Origin of the sequence: Amycolatopsis sp. cmx-11-32 (assembly GCF_047608695.1) — a bacterium.
Taxonomy (GTDB): Bacteria; Actinomycetota; Actinomycetes; order Mycobacteriales; family Pseudonocardiaceae; genus Amycolatopsis.
Window position 1 is genome coordinate 70,447 of record NZ_JADNQN010000015.1, and the last position, 16,183, is coordinate 86,629.

The window sequence follows — 16,183 nt, forward strand, 5'->3', positions numbered from 1 at the left end:
GCCGGGGCTAGAAGAGGTCAGCCGACCGGCGGCTCGAGGGGCTGCCGGTCCTCTTCCTTGTGCGTGGCCCGCATGACGAGCCAGTTGACCCCCCACAGCAGGACACCGACGGCGAGCAGGATCGCGGCGACCTTGTAGTCACGCGCGGGCCGCCCGGACAACGGGGTCACCAGGTAGACACAGAAGATCGCGGCCAGCACCGGGATGATCGTCGGCGCACGGAAATGCTTGTGCGCCGACTTCTCCTTGCGCAGCACCAGGACCGCGACGTTGACGATGGCGAACACCGCCAGCAGCAGCAACGCCGTCGTGCCGCCGAGCACGCTGATGTCCACAAAGGACACAAGGCCGATGGCGATGACGCTGGTGAACACGATCGCCACCCACGGGCTGCGGCGGAACGGGTGCACCGTGCCCAGCTGCTTCGGGATGATCCGCTGGTTCGCCATGCCGTAGAGCAGGCGGCTGGCCATCAGCATGTTGATCAGCGCCGAGTTGATGACCGCGAAGAGGCCGATCGCGGAGAAGACCTCACGCGGGAACCCCGGGGCACCGACGTCGAGCACCTTCAGCAGTGCGCTGCTCTTGGCGGCCTCCAGTTCGTCGGCCGGCACCAGCAGCGAAGAGGTCACGGAGACCAGGATGTAGATGGTCGCGGCGATGACCATGCCCCACAGCATCGCCTTCGGAAAGATCCGGATCGGATCCTTGCACTCCTCGGCCATGTTCACCGAGTCTTCGAAGCCGACCATCGCGAAGAACGCCAGCGAGGTCGCCGACGTGATCGCCACCAGCATGGTCTGGTTCTCGGTGTCGAACTCGACCAGCCGCGAGGCGTCCCCGTTGCCGTTCAGCACCGCCCACACGCCGACCCCGATGATGATCAGCAGGCCGCCGATCTCGATGCAGGTCAGCGCCACGTTGGTCTTCACCGATTCGGAGACCCCGCGGAAGTTGATCAGCGCGAGACCGATCACGAACAGGATCGCCACCAGCGGCATCGGCGCGGTGATGAACTCGGCGAGATAGGTGTCCCCGAAGGCCTTCGCCGCGGACGAGGCCGACGTGATCCCCGAGCACATCACCGCGAACGCCACCATGAAGGTGAGGAAGCGGATCTTGAACGCCTTGTGCGTGTAGAGCGCCGCCCCCGCCGCCTGCGGGTACTTTCCGACCAGTTCCAGGTAGCTGAACGCGGTCATGATCGCGACCACGAACGCGATCAGGAACGGCAGCCACAGCGCGCCGCCCACCCGGCCCGCGACCTGTCCGGTGAGCGCGTAGACGCCCGTCCCGATGATGTCCCCCACCACGAAGAACAGCAGGAGCTTGGAACCCATGACCCGTTTGAGGCTCGGCTGACCGGCCGGACCGGTCTGTTCTGTTGTCGTCGTGTCCACCATGCGGCAAGAGTGTGCCGTATCGCGTCTGGGGCCGACAGTCCGATATGGTCAGTTCTTCGTCACGGGTTGGCGAACCGTGGGACTGGGTGATTCGGTCAGTCGGCGTCGACCGCGGTCTTCACCAGCGGGACCATCATCTCCTGCGTCATCTTCGCCGGACCCGTGTAGTTGACCAGCACCGGCACGTCGTTCACGAGTTCGGCGGAGGCCAGCGTGGCGGTCTTGTTCTCGTCGACGTAATAGAGGGCGCCCTCGCCGACACCGGCGACGTCCTTCGCACCCGGCTTCGCCTTCTTCAGCGCCGCGACCATCTCGGCGGGCTTGATCTTGTTGCCCTCGAAGCGGGTCACCGCGAGCGCGCCGACCTGCTTGCCGCCCGCCGAGTAGACGCAGCTCTTGGCCTTGCCACCGTTGGCGGCGGTGTCCTGCACCGGACCTGGCGCCGAGGTCACGCCCTGGACGGAGATCGCCTTCGAGACGGCCTCGGCGGGCAGCAGCGCGCACGGCTCCTTCGAACCGGCGCCTCCGGTGGGCGCGGCCGAAGAACTCGGCGCGGCGGAGGAAGTGGGAGCCTGGCTCGACGGCCCGGCCGCGTTGTCCGGCTTCTGGCCCCCGGACGAACAGGCGGAAAGGGTCGCGATGACAGCGGCGAATCCGGCGATCGCCCGTAAAATACGCATGGGCCCGACGATAGCCCCGGCGAATCAGGCCACCGGGGCCCGGTATCGCCAGAAGGACGGGATCAGCAGCGCCGCCGCGATGACCAGCACGATGACCAGTACCCCGCCGCCGGAGGCCGCGGCGGCCGTGCCCACCCCGGCGGCGGCCCAGCCGTGGGTGAGGTCGGCGATCCGGGGGCCGCCCGCGACGACCACGGTGAACACGCCCTGCAGCCGTCCGCGCATCTCGTCGGTGGTGGCGACCTGGAGGATCGCCATCCGGTAGATCGCGCTGACCATGTCGGCGGCCCCGGCGAGTGCCATGAAGAAGACCGCGAGCCACAGCGAATTCGCGAGACCGAAGCCGGCGATCGCCCCGCCCCAGACGCAGATCGAGATGATCACGCCGACGCCCTGCTTCTGGATCCTCGTCAGCCAGCCGGAGAAGAGGCCGATCAGCATCGCGCCCGCCGGGAGCGCGGCGTAGAGCCAGCCCAGCGCCGGGCCACCGCCGGGCGGGTCGCCGAAGGTGCGCTCGGCCATCTCCGGGATCAGCGCGCGCGGCATGCCCGCGACCATCGCGATGATGTCGACGAGGAAGGAGGCCAGCAGGATCTTCTGCGTCGCCAGGTATTTGAAGCCGTCGATGATGTCGCGGATCCCGGCGCGGCGCGCGATCTCGCCGAGCGGCGGGATCGGGGGCAGCTTCCAGACCGCGACGAGGGTCGCGGTCAGTGCGATGACGTCGATCAGGTAGAGCGTCGAGAGACCGAGGACCGGGATCAGTGAGCCCGCGAGCAGCGGACCGAAGACCGCGCCGAAGGTGGCCATCGTGCTGCTCAACGCGGTCGCGGGCGCGATCAGGTTGTCCGGCACCAGCCGGGCGACGACGGCGCCGCGGGTCGGCATGTTGATCGCGAAGAACGCCTGGTTGACCGCGAGCAGGACGAGGACGAGCCAGACCGAGCCGATGTTCAGGAACGCCTGGAGCCACAGGACCGCCGAGGTGACGGTGACGCCGACATTGGTGACGAGGAGGAGTTTGCGGCGATCGACGGCGTCCGCGATCGCGCCGCCCCAGAGGCCGAAGACGAGCAACGGGATCAGGGCGACCAGGCCGGTCAGGCCGACGTAGGCCGACGAACCGGTGAGGTCGAAGACCTGTTTGGGGACCGCGACGGCGGTGAGCTGGCTACCGACGGCGGTGACCGCGGTGGACAGCCAGAGGCGGCGGAACGCGGGGATCTTGAGCGGCCGGGTGTCGACGACGATCGAACCGAACAGCTTGCGGAGACCCTTACGCTGTCCAACCCCCACGTCGTCACTCACAACCCGACAGTTTAGCCGCGCTAACTAACCAACCGCGCGCGATTTACGTCACCCGGTGGCTGAAGGGGACTTTCGCCGCATGGGACGCGGTGAAGGGAGCTTTCACCGCATGCGATGCGGGGAAAGTCCCCTTCAGCCCCCCGCCCGCCTCACACCTGCGCCTCGGTGCCCCCTACGGTCTCCCGGGAGCGCGCCAGCGCGACGGGGAGACTTCACCGTCGCGCGCCCTCTTTTGGGCCGAAGGCCCACGAAAACGCGATGAAGGGGCGCCCTCCACACTCACGCGAGGTGAACACGGAACGGCGCCCCTTCGGCGCGCTTTTCGTCAGCGCGCGACAGATAGCAGCGCCGACCGACATCACGGCGCGACGCGCTCGATCTGCCAGCCGTCGTCGGTGCGGACGTAGCGGAGCCGGTCGTGCATGCGGTCCTCGCGGCCCTGCCAGAACTCGACGTAGTCGGGCCGGATGCGCCATCCGCCCCAGTGCGGCGGAAACGGGATGTTCTCGACGTCGGCGAAGCGGCGCTCGATGCCGTGAAGCGCGGTCTCGAGGGCGCGGCGGCCGTCGACGACGCGGGACTGCGGCGAAGCCCAGGCCCCGAGCTGCGAGCCCCGCGGACGGGAAGCCCAGTACTCGGCGGTCTCCGCGACGTTGACCTTCTCCACCTCGCCGCGCACGTGGACCTGGCGCTGCAGGGCGTACCACGGGAAGGTGACCGACGCGTAGCGCGTCGCGGTGAGGTCGTGACTCTTCGTCGACGTGTAGTTCGTGTAGAACACGACACCGCGTTCGTCGAGGCCCTTGCACAGGACGGTCCTGGAGGACGGCCTGCCCTCCGGGTCCGCCGTGGCGAGCACCATCGCGTTCGGTTCGGCGACCCCGGCGGAGACGGCTTGGTTCAGCCAGTCCTGCAGCTGAGCGGTCCAGGTCTCCGCCAGTGCGGACTCGTCGAAGGCGGCCCCTTCGTAGGCCACGCGCATTCCGGGCAGGCGCACGACGGCGTCACCGTCCACGCCATCCTTGATCTCCGGCATCATCCGCCAAACCTCCGTACCCGGTCGGGGCATCTGTGACTTCGGCTTTGCCGCCGACGGTATTGCCTAGAAGGCGGCGGCGAAACCCACTGAACGGTGACACCCGCCACCCCCGGCTGGTCATCTGTGCGTAACCGCCGGACCGCAAGCCGCCACCTCCCGGTTACCTTCCGCCCCTGATCGATCAAACCCATGCGGTCCTGTCGCACGGCTTTGCCCGCCGGCAGGGTCCTTCACGCGCCACCATGCCGACTGGTGAGACCACTGAGCGACCGCCCGAGTGTTCCGAGTCCGTGAAGGACTCCTTGAGGGACCCAGGGTCCCTCAAGGAGTCCTTCACGGACCGCGCTCTAACCGCCCTCACCACTCACGTCACATCGAATTCACCCGAACTTATCCTTCGAAAATCGACGACTCCCCGGGCAATTCCCCGGCACCCTTTTCCCGCGATTTCAACAATTGATTACGACATTCGGCCTATCGTCCGTCAGGTCGGCCGATGGCACGTCCTAATTCTGTCGCGCGATAGAAATCAGCTCTGCGGCACATCTCCGCGAGATGTGCCAAGACCCGGGCGTGAAAACACGACGAAGGCCGCCCCCAGGACGGTCGAAATCCCGAAAACGGCCTTCGCTTCTCCGGTGTCGCGCCGTCAGCTCGTGACGACGAACTCCGCGCGGACGATCCAGCCCCAGCAGTCGTACGACGCCTTGTACCGGCCCGGCACTGTCCCTACAGGACCGTCGCCCCGCAAGGCGACACCGATGCCGCCGGTGCCACCGTCTCCCACTACCCGCAAGGGAATCGGTGCGGCGAGACCGTCCGCGGTGAGCGTCGTCGCGAGCTCGCCCGCCCCCGACGGACGCAGGCAGTAGATGTCCGCGGTAACCGTCCCACCTGCGACGATCGTGGTCGGGGCGAGGACCAAACTGGACGGTCTGGTCGCGTTCGCCTGTCCTGCTCCGAGCGTGGTGGCCACCAACGCCGCCGCGGCGGCACACAGCGCGGCCGAACGAATCTTCATCCTCTGCTCCCTCCAGAAGTCCGGCGAGGTTTTCACCGGCCACCCGGAGGACGCGCGCCGCCGTACCCTGGGTTGCCAACCTGTCGAGAGCTACTCGGTTAGCAGAATGTGACAGGAATTCATGCAAGAGCTGACGATCACACTAGGTAGGCCTTGCGCCACTCGATAGGATCGCCGCCGAGGGCAACGGGGTGATCACCTCTATCCAGTGTGTTCAGAGGTTTTGGATGGGACGGCCGGGTGTGCGGTCGATCGATCACTCCTGCGCTCGCGCCGCCGGAACTTTCTACGACCGTGTTACTCCCCTTCCCCAGGAGTGCGTTGTGATTTCCCGTTCCCGCCGTCTCATGACGGCGTTGTTGTGTGCCTTTTCGCTGGCTGGTGTGACGGCCCTTTCGGCCTGTTCCGACAGCACGGCCGCTTCCGGCACCAAGGTCACCATCGGTTACAGCGCTTGGCCGGGCTGGTTCCCGTGGGCGGTGGCCCAGGAGAAGGGCCTCTTCGAGAAGAACGGCGTGACCGTCGACCTGAAGTGGTTCGACAGCTACACCGAGAGCATCAACGCACTGTCCTCGGGCGCGATCGACGCGAACAGCCAGACTCTCAACGACACGCTCGCGTCGGTCAGCGGTGGCGCGAAACTGTCGGTGGTCCTGGTCAACGACAACTCGACCGGCAACGACAAGATCATCGCGCGGCAGGGAATCACCGGCGTCGCCGACCTCAAGGGCAAGAAGGTCGCCGTCGAGCAGGGCACCGTCGACCACTACCTCCTGCTGCTCGCGCTTCAGGAGGCGAAGCTGACCGAGAAGGACGTCGAGCTGGTCCCGCTGCTGACCGACGCCGCCGCGGCCGCGTTCGTGGGCGAGCAGGTCGACGCCGTCGCCGCCTTCGCCCCCTTCACCTCGAAGGCGCTCGAGCGCCCCGGCAGCCGCGCGATCGCGACGTCCGCCGAGTTCCCCGGTGCCATCCCTGACCACCTCGTCGTCTCCGAGCAGATGTCGAAGGAGCGCAAGAAGGAGGTCCAGGCGCTGGTGACCACCTGGTTCCAGACGATCGACTGGATCAAGCAGAACCGGGACGAGGCCGTGCGGATCATGGCGAAACGCGGCGCCGTGTCGATCGACGAGTACAAGAGCTACGACGCGGGCACGACGATCTTCACCAAGCAGCAGAACCTCGACGCGTTCACCCCTGGCGTCACCCCCGCCCACCTGAACTTCCAGGCCGGCCGGATCGCCGACTTCATCATCGCCAACGGGCTCGCCCAGAACCGGCCCAGCTTCGACGGGCTGTTCGACGACCAGTACGTCAAGGCGGTGAAGTGAGCACCACGGGCTCGGCGAGGCAGGCCGTTCAGCGGACGGACGCCGCTGACGAGGCCGAAGCCCGGCTCCTCGACGATGAGCAGCGCCTCGCCGAAGCACAGGAAGACCGTCGACGCGGCGGCGGCGCGCGACCGGACTGGGCGCCGCTGCCCCGCCGGGCGGGCCTCAAGCCGAACGCCTCCCCGCTGTTCTCGCTCCGGACGCCGATCCCCGCGCGCTGGCGGTGGACGCTGGCCGTGGCCTCGTTCGCGATCCCGCTGCTGATCTGGGTGACGCTGAACGCGCTGGGCACCATCAAGCCCACGTTCCTGCCGACCCCGGTCGCGGTGTTCGACGCGCTGCTGAAGATGATCGAGTCGGGCGAACTGTTCAGCGACCTCTGGGCCACCACCCAGCGGGTGCTGCTCGGTTTCGGCCTCGCGGTGATCGTCTCGATCCCGCTCGGCATCGTGATGGGGACGTTCAACGCCGGGCTGGCGCTGTTCGAACCGGTCATCGCGATGCTGCGCTACCTGCCGGCCAGCGCGTTCATCCCGCTGCTGATGATCTGGCTCGGCCTCGGCGAGCCGTCGAAGGTCGCGGTGCTGTTCCTCGGCACGGTCTTCTTCAACACGCTGATGACGGCCGACGCCGTCCGCGGGGTGCCGCGTTCGCTGATCGACGTGTCGTACACACTCGGCGCGCGGCGCGGCGAGGTCCTGCGCAAGGTGATCGTGCCGCACGCGCTGCCCGGCATGATCGACGCGACCCGCGTCAACGCCGCGGCCGCGTGGAACTTCGTGGTGGTCGCCGAACTGATCAACGCCACCGCCGGGCTCGGCCTGCGGATCATGCGGGCGCAGCGGTTCACCCAGACCGACCGCATCTTCGCGCTGCTGATCGTGATCGGCCTGCTGGGCCTGGTCATCGACATCGCGCTGCGGCTCCTGCGATCCAGGGTCGGGAAGTGGGCGGCATGACGCTTCAGCTGAAGGCCGTCGCCAAGGACTACACGGTTCGCGGCCGAACCACCCGGGCCCTCGACGGGATCGACCTCGACATCGCGCGCGGCGACTTCGTCTGCGTGGTCGGCGCGAGCGGGTCCGGCAAGTCGACCCTGCTCTCGCTGATCGCCGGGCTGGCCGAACCGACCGAGGGCCTGATCACCCTCGACGACGACACCGTGACCGGACCGGGCCCCGATCGCGGGCTGGTGTTCCAGCACGGGGCGCTGTACCCGTGGCGCACGGTGGAAAGCAACGTCGCGTTCGGCCTCGAACTGCTCAGCCTCGGCAAGGCCGAACGCGCGCGCCGGATCGACTGGTATCTGGAAGAGACCGGGCTCGACGGGTTGCGGAAGTCGTTGCCCAAGCAGCTTTCCGGCGGGCAGAAGCAGCGGGTCGCGATCGCGCGGGCGCTGGTGTGCGAGCCCGACGTGCTGCTGCTGGACGAACCTTTCGGCGCGCTGGACGTCCAGACCAAAGAGGACATGCAGGTCCTGATCCGCCGGATCTGGACCGACACCGGCACCACGGTGCTGATGGTGACCCACGACGTCGAAGAGGCCGTGTTCCTCGGACGGCGCGTCGTGGTGCTGGCCTCGGACCCGGGCCGGGTCGCCGCCGATATCGCGGTCGACCTGCCCGGTGAACGTGACCTCGCGGTCAAACGCGCGCCCGAGTTCCTCGCGTTGCGCGCGTCCATCGAAGACCTCGTCCGGGAGCAGCACCGCGGCCACCTCGGGCGGAGCTGAGAAGAAAGGTGATCATGAGGCACGGGAAGACCCGGCCGGAACGCACCCCGCGTTCCGGGTTGCTCGGCAGACTCGGCATCCGGGGCAAGCTCAACCTGCTCCTGATGTTGCCGCTGACCGCCGTGGTCCTGGTGTCGGTGCCTTACGTCGCCGGGGAGATCGACGACGCCCGGTCCGCCCGCACCACCGCCGACGTCGCGTCACAGGCCCGTGCCCTCGGCACGCTGGCGTGGGAACTGCAGCGGGAACGACTGCTGACGGCGCACTACATCGCGTCTTCGTCGGCGAGCAGCGCGGCGATGCAGAAGCAGCAGGGCGTCGTCGCGGACACGGTGAACCAGGTGCGCTCGCAGCTGAGCGCCGACGCACCGGAAGAACTCGCGGCCGCGCTGGTGCGGATCGGATCGCTGAACGAGATCCGGGAAAGCGCGCTCCGGCGCGGTGCCTCGCTGGACAGCGTGGCACGGACCTACCACGCGGTGATCGACGCGGTCATCAACTCGCTGCGGCTCGTCCCGCAGCAGACCAGTGACGCGGAGGGCACCCGGCAGTTGACGGCGCTCGACGCGCTGCTGCGCGCGAACGAGGAGAACGCGCTGCGCGGGATGGCGCTGATCATCGTGCTGGTCACCCCCGACTCCGGTGAACCGGTGCTGGACGACGCGAAGCAGCAGTCGTCGCTGTTCCTCGAACGGTTCGTGCAGCAGGCCGACGTCAGCCAGGCGACGCAGGTCGTGGCGGTGGAACAGGGCGAGACGGGCCGCCGGGTCGACGCGCTGGAGGCCAAGCTCCCGGACACCCGGGGCCAGCAGGCCGTGCAGGCACTGCTGCCGGACATCCTCGGCGCCGTCGAGGCCCAGTCGAATCAGCGACGGCTCGCCCAGGACACGGTCACCACCGGCATCACCGACGCGGCGACCGCGCGAGCCGACGCCGCGCAGAACCTGGCGTGGACGATCGGTATCGGCGCCGGTGTGCTGTTCCTGCTGGTCGGTGGTCTCGCGATCGCGGTCAGCCGGTCGATCGCGGATCCGCTGCGGAAGCTGACCACGGCGGCGACGTCGGTCGCGGACCTCGCGAGTACCGAACTGGTCCGCGTCTCCGACACCGAGCAGGCCGAAGAACTCGCGCCACGCCTGGCCACCATCGACGTGTCGTCCCAGGACGAACTCGGGAAGCTGGCCGAGGCGTTCAACCGGGTACAGGCCACCGCGGCCGAACTGGTGGAACGGCAGGCCGTCACGCGGCGCAACGTCGGCCTCATGTTCGCCAACGTCGCGAAGCGGACGCAGAACCTGGTGGGCAGGCAACTGGCGCTGGTCGACGAACTGGAGCGCAACGAACAGGACGTCGCCCTGCTGGCGAGCCTCTACCGGCTCGACCACCTCTCGACCCGGCTGCGCCGGAACGCGGACAACCTCCTCGTCGTTTCGGGAAACCGCGACGAGGCGAGGATTTCCGGGCCGATCGAGCTGTCGACGGCGTTGCGTTCGGCGCTCGCGGAGATCGAGGACTACCAGCGGGTCCGGCTCGGTTCGATGGGCGACGTCCTGCTGTCGTCGCCGTTCGGTTCGGATCTGGTGCTGATCTTCGCCGAGCTGCTGGAGAACGCGACGTCGTTCTCCCCGCCGGAGTCCTTTGTGGACGTCGGCACGAAGATCCTCGCCGACGGCTCCTGTCTGATCGTGATCGTGGATCAGGGCATCGGCATGACCGCCGAACGGCTCGCCGAGGAGAACCGGCGGCTGATCGAACGCGAGCGGCTCGAACTGGCGCCGACCAGTGTGCTCGGCCTGTTCGTGGTCGGGCGGCTCGCACGACGGTACGGGCTGAAGGTCGAACTGACCGAGACCGAGCCGGGCGCCGGCATCACCGCGCGGATCGCCGTCCCGCCGGATCTGCTGACCTACCGGCAGCCCGTGCCGAAGTCCGTTCCGCCGCCGGCGTGGCCGACGGCGGAACCGGGCGACGAACCCGCCCCGCGGCAGTCCCCGCCCCCGCCCAAGCCGCGGGACAAGGCTTCCGGACGTGAGCTGCCGACGCTGGCGATCGCCGGGATGATCCCGCGCGACGGCCAGCGCCCCAAGGACTTCCGGTGGTTCCGCAAGACCGACCGGGAACTTCCGGAGCCGATGCCGATGCCAGAGCCCACCCCGTTGCCCGTGCCACTGCGAACGTCGCTGCCCACGTCGCTGCCCACGTCACGCCCGGCGGCGGCGGCCGAACCCTTGCCCGCGCTCGAAGCTCCCGCGCCGACACCGGCCGCCGATTCCGGGGAGACCCGTGGCGGGCTGCGGCGGCGGGTCAAGGGCGCGCAGCTTCCCGGTGCCCCCGAAGCGCCGTCGCGGCAGAAGTCAAGGCATGATCCAGCAGCGGCCAAATCGGTCTTCGACGGTTTCGAGGCTGGACTCGCGAAGGCCACCGGGTCTTTCAAGGACCCGGTGCCGCCGCAAACCCCGCCGCCCCCGGTGAGCCCACCGGCGGGCGATCCGACGCCCATGCCGACCCCGACACCCGTGCCCGCCGCCTCCCGCGGCGGTCTCACCCGGCGGGTCCCCGGTGCCCAGCTGGCGCCGGGCCTGTCGAAAGGACCGGCCGCGCGGCATCAGACCGCGCGGGCCGCCCTGAACACCGCCAAGCCCAGGGGCATGCGTGACCCCGAGGCCGAACGTGCCGCGTTCGACGCCTTCAGTGACGGGTTGGAGAAAGCCGTCAACCCGGAGATGGAACAGAGAGAGAAGAGCAAGAGATGACGACCGGAGTCAGCGTCGAAGCCCGGAACTTCAACTGGTTGGTGACGCGCTTCGCACAGAACACGGCGAGCGCGATGGGCGCGATCGCCGTCTCGGCCGACGGCCTGCTGATCGCGATGTCGTCCGAGCTGGAACGGGCCAACGCCGACCGGCTGGCCGCGATCTGCTCGGCGATGCTCGGTCTGGCGCACGGTGTCTCCGAGAGCCACCCGCTCGGTTCGCCCGACAAGATCATCATCGAGCTGGAACAGGGCTACCTGCTGGTCTGCACGATCAGCATCGGCTGTTCGCTCGGCGTGCTCGCCACCAAGCAGGCCAGCCTCGGCACGATCGCCTACGAGATGGCGATGTTCGCCAACCGGGCCACCGAGGTGCTCACCCCCGCGCTGATCGAGGAACTCAAGAAGAGCGTCGGCAGCTGAAATGACGAGGGGATAAGGGTATGAGCGACGATCAGGTACCTCGGCCCCGCGGCGGCGAACAGAGCATCTCGCCGCTGCGCCCGTATCTGCTCACCGCCGGCCGTGCGCAGCCGGTGGACGGCACGCTCGAAATCGAAGCGCAGGTGCTCACCAGCAGGCTCGGCGCGGCGTCGCAGGCGAGGCTGACCTTCGAACGACGGGAGATCGTTTCCCTTTGCCGGGAAACGAAATCCGTCGCCGAAGTGGCGGCGATGCTCGGCCTGCACATCGGCGTGGCCAGGGTGCTCGTGGCGGACCTCGCCGCGCTCGGCTACGTGGTGCTCCGGCGCCCGGCCGGAGCCTTCACCCAGGACCTCGGCATGATCGAAAGGGTCATTCGTGGACTCGAATCAATTCGCTGAACCGGCGGCGGCCAAGCCGCCGACACCGGTCAAGATCGTCATCGCGGGCGGTTTCGGCGTCGGCAAGACGACCACCGTCGGAGCGATCTCGGAGATCAAACCGCTGACCACCGAGGCCGCCATGACCTCGACCGGCGCGGCCGTGGACGGCACGAGCGGAGAGGTGCCGTCGAAGACCACCACCACGGTGGCGCTGGACTTCGGCTGCATCACCATCGACGAAGAGGTGAAGCTGTATCTCTTCGGCACGCCGGGGCAGGACCGGTTCGGCTTCATGTGGCACGACCTCGTGCTGGGCGCGCTGGGCGCGCTCGTCATCGTCGACACCCGTCGGCTCGACGACTGCTACCCGGCCGTCGACTACTTCGAGAAGGCCGGACTGCCGTTCGTGGTCGGGGTGAACGTCTTCGACGGTTCCCTCAAGCACGACCTCGAGGACGTGCGCTGGGCGCTCGCGGTGAGCGAGGAGGTCCCGCTGATCACCTTCGACGCGCGGCAGCGGCTGTCGGTCCGTGACGCGCTGCTGGCCGTCCTGCACAACACCTTCCGCCGGGCTTCCGCCGCTTCATAACCCGATCGCGGACAAGAAGTGACAATCTGACCCCAGACGTCACATCGTCCTGTTACCCTCGATCGCATTCCCGCCCAGTCCGGCCGCGGGAATGCGAAACGGGGTGGGTGCGATGACCGGCGAGTATCTGAGCGGAAGCGAGTATTCGGCGACGCTTACGGCTGCGCTCAACAGTTACTGGCAGACGCTGGAAAAGCGCTGGCTGAACGACGCCGGTCAACTGGTCCGAGGTGGCACGAGCCAGATCTCCGGTGCGCCGGAGCCTGCCCGATGGCAGGTCCCGGTCGAGTCGCGGGGCCATCTGACGACCTGCCCGATCGTCGAGTGGGCCGTCAATGACGGCACACCGGCGACCCGGCCGTCGGCGGATGCTTGCGACGGCTGGAGCGTGCCGGACGCGAAATACGTCGAATGCCGGGCGCTCGACGTCTTCTCCCAGGTCGGGGATTGGGCGTGGCGGAAGCGGGAACAGCTGGCGACCGCGATCCCGGATCTCGCGGGTGGGCCGGAACTGTCGTCGCTCGAAGAGGCTTACAGCGCCTTCTCGTCGGTCGAGAAGAAGATGAGGCTCGGCGATGCGATGGGCGACCACGACTTGGACAACCTGATCGCCCTCCTCGCGGGCGGCAACAAGTCAGGCACCCGGGCTTGGATGACCGGCTGGATGGGGCTCGCGGCGAACAGCCTCCAGGACGGTTTTCTCGCGACGGTGGAACCCACCCTCAGACACCAGGACATCCTCGTGAAGTGGCTCGGCAACAGCTACTCGTGCCGGGCCGCGATCATCCACGCCGCCAGGAACAACATCCTGCACCTCATCGCGGAGGCCACCCGCGCGCTCAACGCCACCGCCCCGGCGCCGACGGAGCCTCCCAAGGAGAAGCTGCTGCTGAACGCCGTCAGCGATGCTTGGGATTACGCCAAAACCGTCATCGGAGCCTTGGGCCGCACGGCTCCGGCCGGCGTCGGCAACGCACTCGTCCTGCTCGAGTTCGCGATGGAGCTGAAGGCGCCGCCGATGAACTCGGAGCTGAAGTTCCCGCAGCTGGCGGAATTCTTCGCCCATGTGGACACCGGCGTCCGCGGCCTCCACGCCGACCTGGACAAAGCCGAGAAGGAATACCACGACGCCATCAAGGCCATCGAGCACGAGATCGCCGGGGTCGACCGCATGGATCTGGAGCTCTACGACATGACTCAACCCCAGAAGAAGGGCACCGCCAAAGCTGGCTCGGACGGAACCCAGCGCTACGCCGTGGACGTCACGGTCGTACTGGAACTCGCCGAGGCCTGCTACGGAGCGGCCGAAATCTACTCGGGCCTGCTCGGGGAACTCGCGAAAACCTCTTACGCCGACGGCCAACTGGCGGGTCGCGGGGTCGTCCCCACCGCCGCCGACACCGCCTTGAAGCAGTTGCGGAACGACGTCGAATCGTTCTTCCAGAAGACGACCGCGCGCTACCTGGCGGCGGGCGACCGCATCAAAGAGGCCGCCGAGAAGTACGCGCAGACCGACGCCGAGCAGAAGGATCGGCTTCAGACAGCGATCGGCACGCTCGGTGATTGGGCCAAGGAAGATCCGGGCAGGCACCCCGAGGGCGATCGGCGGGACCGGATCGACCTCGACCCGGACAAGGAAGGCGCCCAGAACTGACGCCGCGTGCTCAGCCGGGCCGCGTGATGGCGGCGAGCATCAGCGCGCGGAGTTCGGCGGCGACGTCGGCGACGGGTAGCGGCGGCGTGTGCGCCTGCCATTCCCGCAGCAGTCCGGTCGCCGCGCCGACGAGCGCGATCGCCGTCAGGTGGTAGTCACGGTCCGGCGCGACGCCGTACGAGGCGGCGTGCCGGGCCTCGGATTCGATGAACGCGGCCCACCTGTCGACCCATTCCTGGTGCTGCGCCTCCAAAGCGGCGCTGACACCGACCGCCTCGACGTAGTTCAGCCGCGGCATCCGGGGATCTGACGTCACCGTGCTGACGAAGACGTCCAGCAGGGTCCCGATCCGCGTGACCGCGTCGGCGTCCTCCAGGCGTTCCAGGTTTTCGGTGACGTGCTCCAGCGCGAGGGCGTTGATGCGCTCGTGCAGGGTCAGCAGCACCTGTTCCTTGCTCTCGAACTCCTCGTAGAAGTTCCGCGTCGAAACGCCGGCGCGTGTGCACAACTCGGTGATCTTCGCCTGCTGGTAGCCCGTCGAGGTGAACAGGTCCAGGGCCGCCATGAGCAGGCGTTCACGCCGTTCGGCGCGCCGCTGCTCGGGTGCGACCCCGCCATACGTGCGGGCCACTCGACCTCCCCCGATTCGGTAATAGGGATTGCCAGATGCTACCAACACCGCCTACATTGCGAAAATCTCAATTACCAAACTGGAGGCAACGGTGCTTCGGACAGTTCTGGTCTCAGCCCTCGCAGCCGCACTGATAGGCGCGCCCGCCGCGCAAGCCGCGCCGAGCGGGCCCGGCGATCTGGTCGACTACAAGCCGGTCATCGCCACCGCCCCGGCGAAGGCCTGGAAACTCACCTACCGCTCGACCTCGGCGACCGGACAGCCGAACACGGTGTCGGGCATCCTGCTGGTCCCGCCGACGCCCTGGACGAAGGGGCCGCGCCCGCTGGTCAGCTACGCCGTCGGCACCCACGGCCTCGGCGACCACTGCGCGCCGTCGACCCGGCTGACGAACGGGTCCGAGAACGAAGTCCTCCTGATGAGCCAAGCACTATCGCGCGGCTGGGCGGTCGTCGTGACCGACTACGAAGGCCTCGGCACGCCGGGCACGCACACCTACGCCGTCGGCCAGTCCGAAGGCCGGGCCGTGCTCGACGCCGCCCGCGCGGCGACCAAGGTGCCCGAAGCCGGGCTGTCCAAGACCGGTCCGGTGGGCGTCTTCGGTTACTCGCAAGGAGGTCAGGCCGCGGCGTTCGCCGGTGAACTGCAGCCGTCCTACGCACCCGACGTCAACCTGGTCGGGGTCGCGGAAGGCGGTGTCCCGGCGGATCTGAACGCGGTCCTGAAGTTCAACGACGGCGGCCCCGCGTTCGGCCTGGTGCTCGGCGCCGCTGTCGGCTACTCGACGGCTTACCCGGAACTGCCGTTCGACGACGTGCTCAACGCGCGGGGCGAGAAGACCGTCGCGAAGGTCAAGGAAGCGTGCACCGTCGGCCTCGGTGCGGCAGCGCCTTTCGCGCGGCTCAACGACTTCACCACCGTGCCGAACGTTTCGTCGGATCCGCGCTGGCAGGCCCGGCTCGGCGAGAACCTGGCGGGCAAGACCAAACCGGGCGCGCCGGTCTACCTGTACCACGCGTCGCTGGACGAACTGATCCCGCTGTCGGTCGGCAAGGGGCTGCGCGACCGCTACCGCGCACTCGGTGCCGACGTCACCTGGCAGGAATTCCCGCTGCTGGAACACATCGGCGGCGTCTCGGCGGGTGGCCCGGTCGCGATGACGTGGCTGGGCACCAAGTTCTAGCCTGGGGGCTGAAGGGGCCCTTCGCCGCATGCGACGCGACGAAGGGCCCCTTCGTCG

Annotated in this window: 15 protein-coding genes; 9 read left to right on the top strand and 6 right to left on the bottom strand. The window is 68.2% G+C overall.

All coding sequences use genetic code 11. From position 1 onward, the window contains the following. Positions 1-17: 17 nt before the first annotated feature. The 5 genes from ACM6LR_RS33545 to ACM6LR_RS33565 all read right to left on the bottom strand — a co-directional run bounded on the left by ACM6LR_RS33545 (position 18) and on the right by ACM6LR_RS33565 (position 5,451). Complete coding sequence (locus ACM6LR_RS33545; RefSeq protein WP_414945230.1) at positions 18-1,403, bottom strand: APC family permease; 1,386 nt, start codon at positions 1,401-1,403, stop codon at positions 18-20. A gap of 95 nt (positions 1,404-1,498) precedes the next feature. Next, positions 1,499-2,083 (bottom strand): DUF3558 domain-containing protein, encoded by a 585-nt coding sequence (locus tag ACM6LR_RS33550; RefSeq protein ID WP_414942314.1) that lies wholly within the window; start codon positions 2,081-2,083, stop codon positions 1,499-1,501. A 24-nt stretch (positions 2,084-2,107) separates the two neighbouring features. Continuing rightward, positions 2,108-3,391: an MFS transporter gene (locus tag ACM6LR_RS33555; RefSeq protein WP_414945231.1), complete on the bottom strand. Its 1,284-nt coding sequence runs from the start codon at positions 3,389-3,391 to the stop codon at positions 2,108-2,110. Between the two features lie 358 nt (positions 3,392-3,749). Beyond that, entirely contained in the window at positions 3,750-4,430 is a 681-nt protein-coding gene (pdxH, locus tag ACM6LR_RS33560) for a pyridoxamine 5'-phosphate oxidase (protein ID WP_414945232.1), read from the bottom strand. 649 nt (positions 4,431-5,079) lie between these two features. Then, positions 5,080-5,451, bottom strand: coding sequence for a hypothetical protein (locus ACM6LR_RS33565; RefSeq protein WP_414942317.1), 372 nt, complete (start codon positions 5,449-5,451; stop codon positions 5,080-5,082). A 323-nt stretch (positions 5,452-5,774) separates the two neighbouring features. Here ACM6LR_RS33565 and ACM6LR_RS33570 point away from each other — a divergent pair, with 323 nt between their 5' ends. The 8 genes from ACM6LR_RS33570 (at position 5,775) to ACM6LR_RS33605 (ending at position 14,312) form a co-directional block, all read left to right on the top strand. Further along, positions 5,775-6,779, top strand: coding sequence for an ABC transporter substrate-binding protein (locus ACM6LR_RS33570; protein ID WP_414942318.1), 1,005 nt, complete (start codon positions 5,775-5,777; stop codon positions 6,777-6,779). Next, entirely contained in the window at positions 6,776-7,738 is a 963-nt protein-coding gene (locus ACM6LR_RS33575; protein ID WP_414942319.1) for an ABC transporter permease, read from the top strand. The genes ACM6LR_RS33570 and ACM6LR_RS33575 overlap by 4 nt, the downstream gene beginning before the upstream one ends. After that, complete coding sequence (locus tag ACM6LR_RS33580; protein WP_414945233.1) at positions 7,735-8,511, top strand: ABC transporter ATP-binding protein; 777 nt, start codon at positions 7,735-7,737, stop codon at positions 8,509-8,511. Before ACM6LR_RS33575 ends, ACM6LR_RS33580 begins: the two co-directional genes overlap by 4 nt. A gap of 14 nt (positions 8,512-8,525) precedes the next feature. Then, complete coding sequence (locus tag ACM6LR_RS33585) at positions 8,526-11,264, top strand: nitrate- and nitrite sensing domain-containing protein (RefSeq protein WP_414942321.1); 2,739 nt, start codon at positions 8,526-8,528, stop codon at positions 11,262-11,264. Then, complete coding sequence (locus ACM6LR_RS33590; protein WP_005156032.1) at positions 11,261-11,686, top strand: roadblock/LC7 domain-containing protein; 426 nt, start codon at positions 11,261-11,263, stop codon at positions 11,684-11,686. Before ACM6LR_RS33585 ends, ACM6LR_RS33590 begins: the two co-directional genes overlap by 4 nt. Positions 11,687-11,706: 20 nt before the next feature. Further along, positions 11,707-12,087, top strand: coding sequence for a DUF742 domain-containing protein (locus ACM6LR_RS33595; RefSeq protein ID WP_414942322.1), 381 nt, complete (start codon positions 11,707-11,709; stop codon positions 12,085-12,087). Continuing rightward, positions 12,065-12,658, top strand: coding sequence for a GTP-binding protein (locus ACM6LR_RS33600; RefSeq protein ID WP_414942323.1), 594 nt, complete (start codon positions 12,065-12,067; stop codon positions 12,656-12,658). The genes ACM6LR_RS33595 and ACM6LR_RS33600 overlap by 23 nt, the downstream gene beginning before the upstream one ends. 112 nt (positions 12,659-12,770) lie before the next feature. Beyond that, positions 12,771-14,312, top strand: a complete 1,542-nt coding sequence (locus ACM6LR_RS33605; RefSeq protein ID WP_414942324.1) for a hypothetical protein — start codon at positions 12,771-12,773, stop codon at positions 14,310-14,312. 10 nt (positions 14,313-14,322) lie between these two features. Here the strand turns inward: ACM6LR_RS33605 and ACM6LR_RS33610 are convergent, their stop codons facing one another. Next, positions 14,323-14,943 carry a TetR/AcrR family transcriptional regulator gene (locus ACM6LR_RS33610; RefSeq protein WP_414942325.1) on the bottom strand — a complete coding sequence of 207 codons (621 nt, stop codon included), beginning with the start codon at positions 14,941-14,943 and terminating at the stop codon, positions 14,323-14,325. 91 nt (positions 14,944-15,034) lie between these two features. Here ACM6LR_RS33610 and ACM6LR_RS33615 point away from each other — a divergent pair, with 91 nt between their 5' ends. Next, a complete protein-coding gene (locus ACM6LR_RS33615; RefSeq protein ID WP_414942326.1) occupies positions 15,035-16,126 on the top strand; it encodes a lipase family protein in 1,092 nt (363 codons plus the stop codon). Positions 16,127-16,183: the final 57 nt, after the last annotated feature.

Bases quoted from the DNA above. Each gene is read 5' to 3' on its own strand.
- ACM6LR_RS33605 (WP_414942324.1), top strand. From the start codon at position 12,771: ATGACCGGCGAGTATCTGAGCGGAAGCGAGTATTCGGCGACGCTTACG.
- ACM6LR_RS33550 (WP_414942314.1), bottom strand. From the start codon at position 2,083: ATGCGTATTTTACGGGCGATCGCCGGATTCGCCGCTGTCATCGCGACC.
- ACM6LR_RS33585 (WP_414942321.1), top strand. From the start codon at position 8,526: ATGAGGCACGGGAAGACCCGGCCGGAACGCACCCCGCGTTCCGGGTTG.
- pdxH (WP_414945232.1), bottom strand. From the start codon at position 4,430: ATGATGCCGGAGATCAAGGATGGCGTGGACGGTGACGCCGTCGTGCGC.
- ACM6LR_RS33580 (WP_414945233.1), top strand. From the start codon at position 7,735: ATGACGCTTCAGCTGAAGGCCGTCGCCAAGGACTACACGGTTCGCGGC.
- ACM6LR_RS33595 (WP_414942322.1), top strand. From the start codon at position 11,707: ATGAGCGACGATCAGGTACCTCGGCCCCGCGGCGGCGAACAGAGCATC.
- ACM6LR_RS33545 (WP_414945230.1), bottom strand. From the start codon at position 1,403: ATGGTGGACACGACGACAACAGAACAGACCGGTCCGGCCGGTCAGCCG.
- ACM6LR_RS33565 (WP_414942317.1), bottom strand. From the start codon at position 5,451: ATGAAGATTCGTTCGGCCGCGCTGTGTGCCGCCGCGGCGGCGTTGGTG.
- ACM6LR_RS33590 (WP_005156032.1), top strand. From the start codon at position 11,261: ATGACGACCGGAGTCAGCGTCGAAGCCCGGAACTTCAACTGGTTGGTG.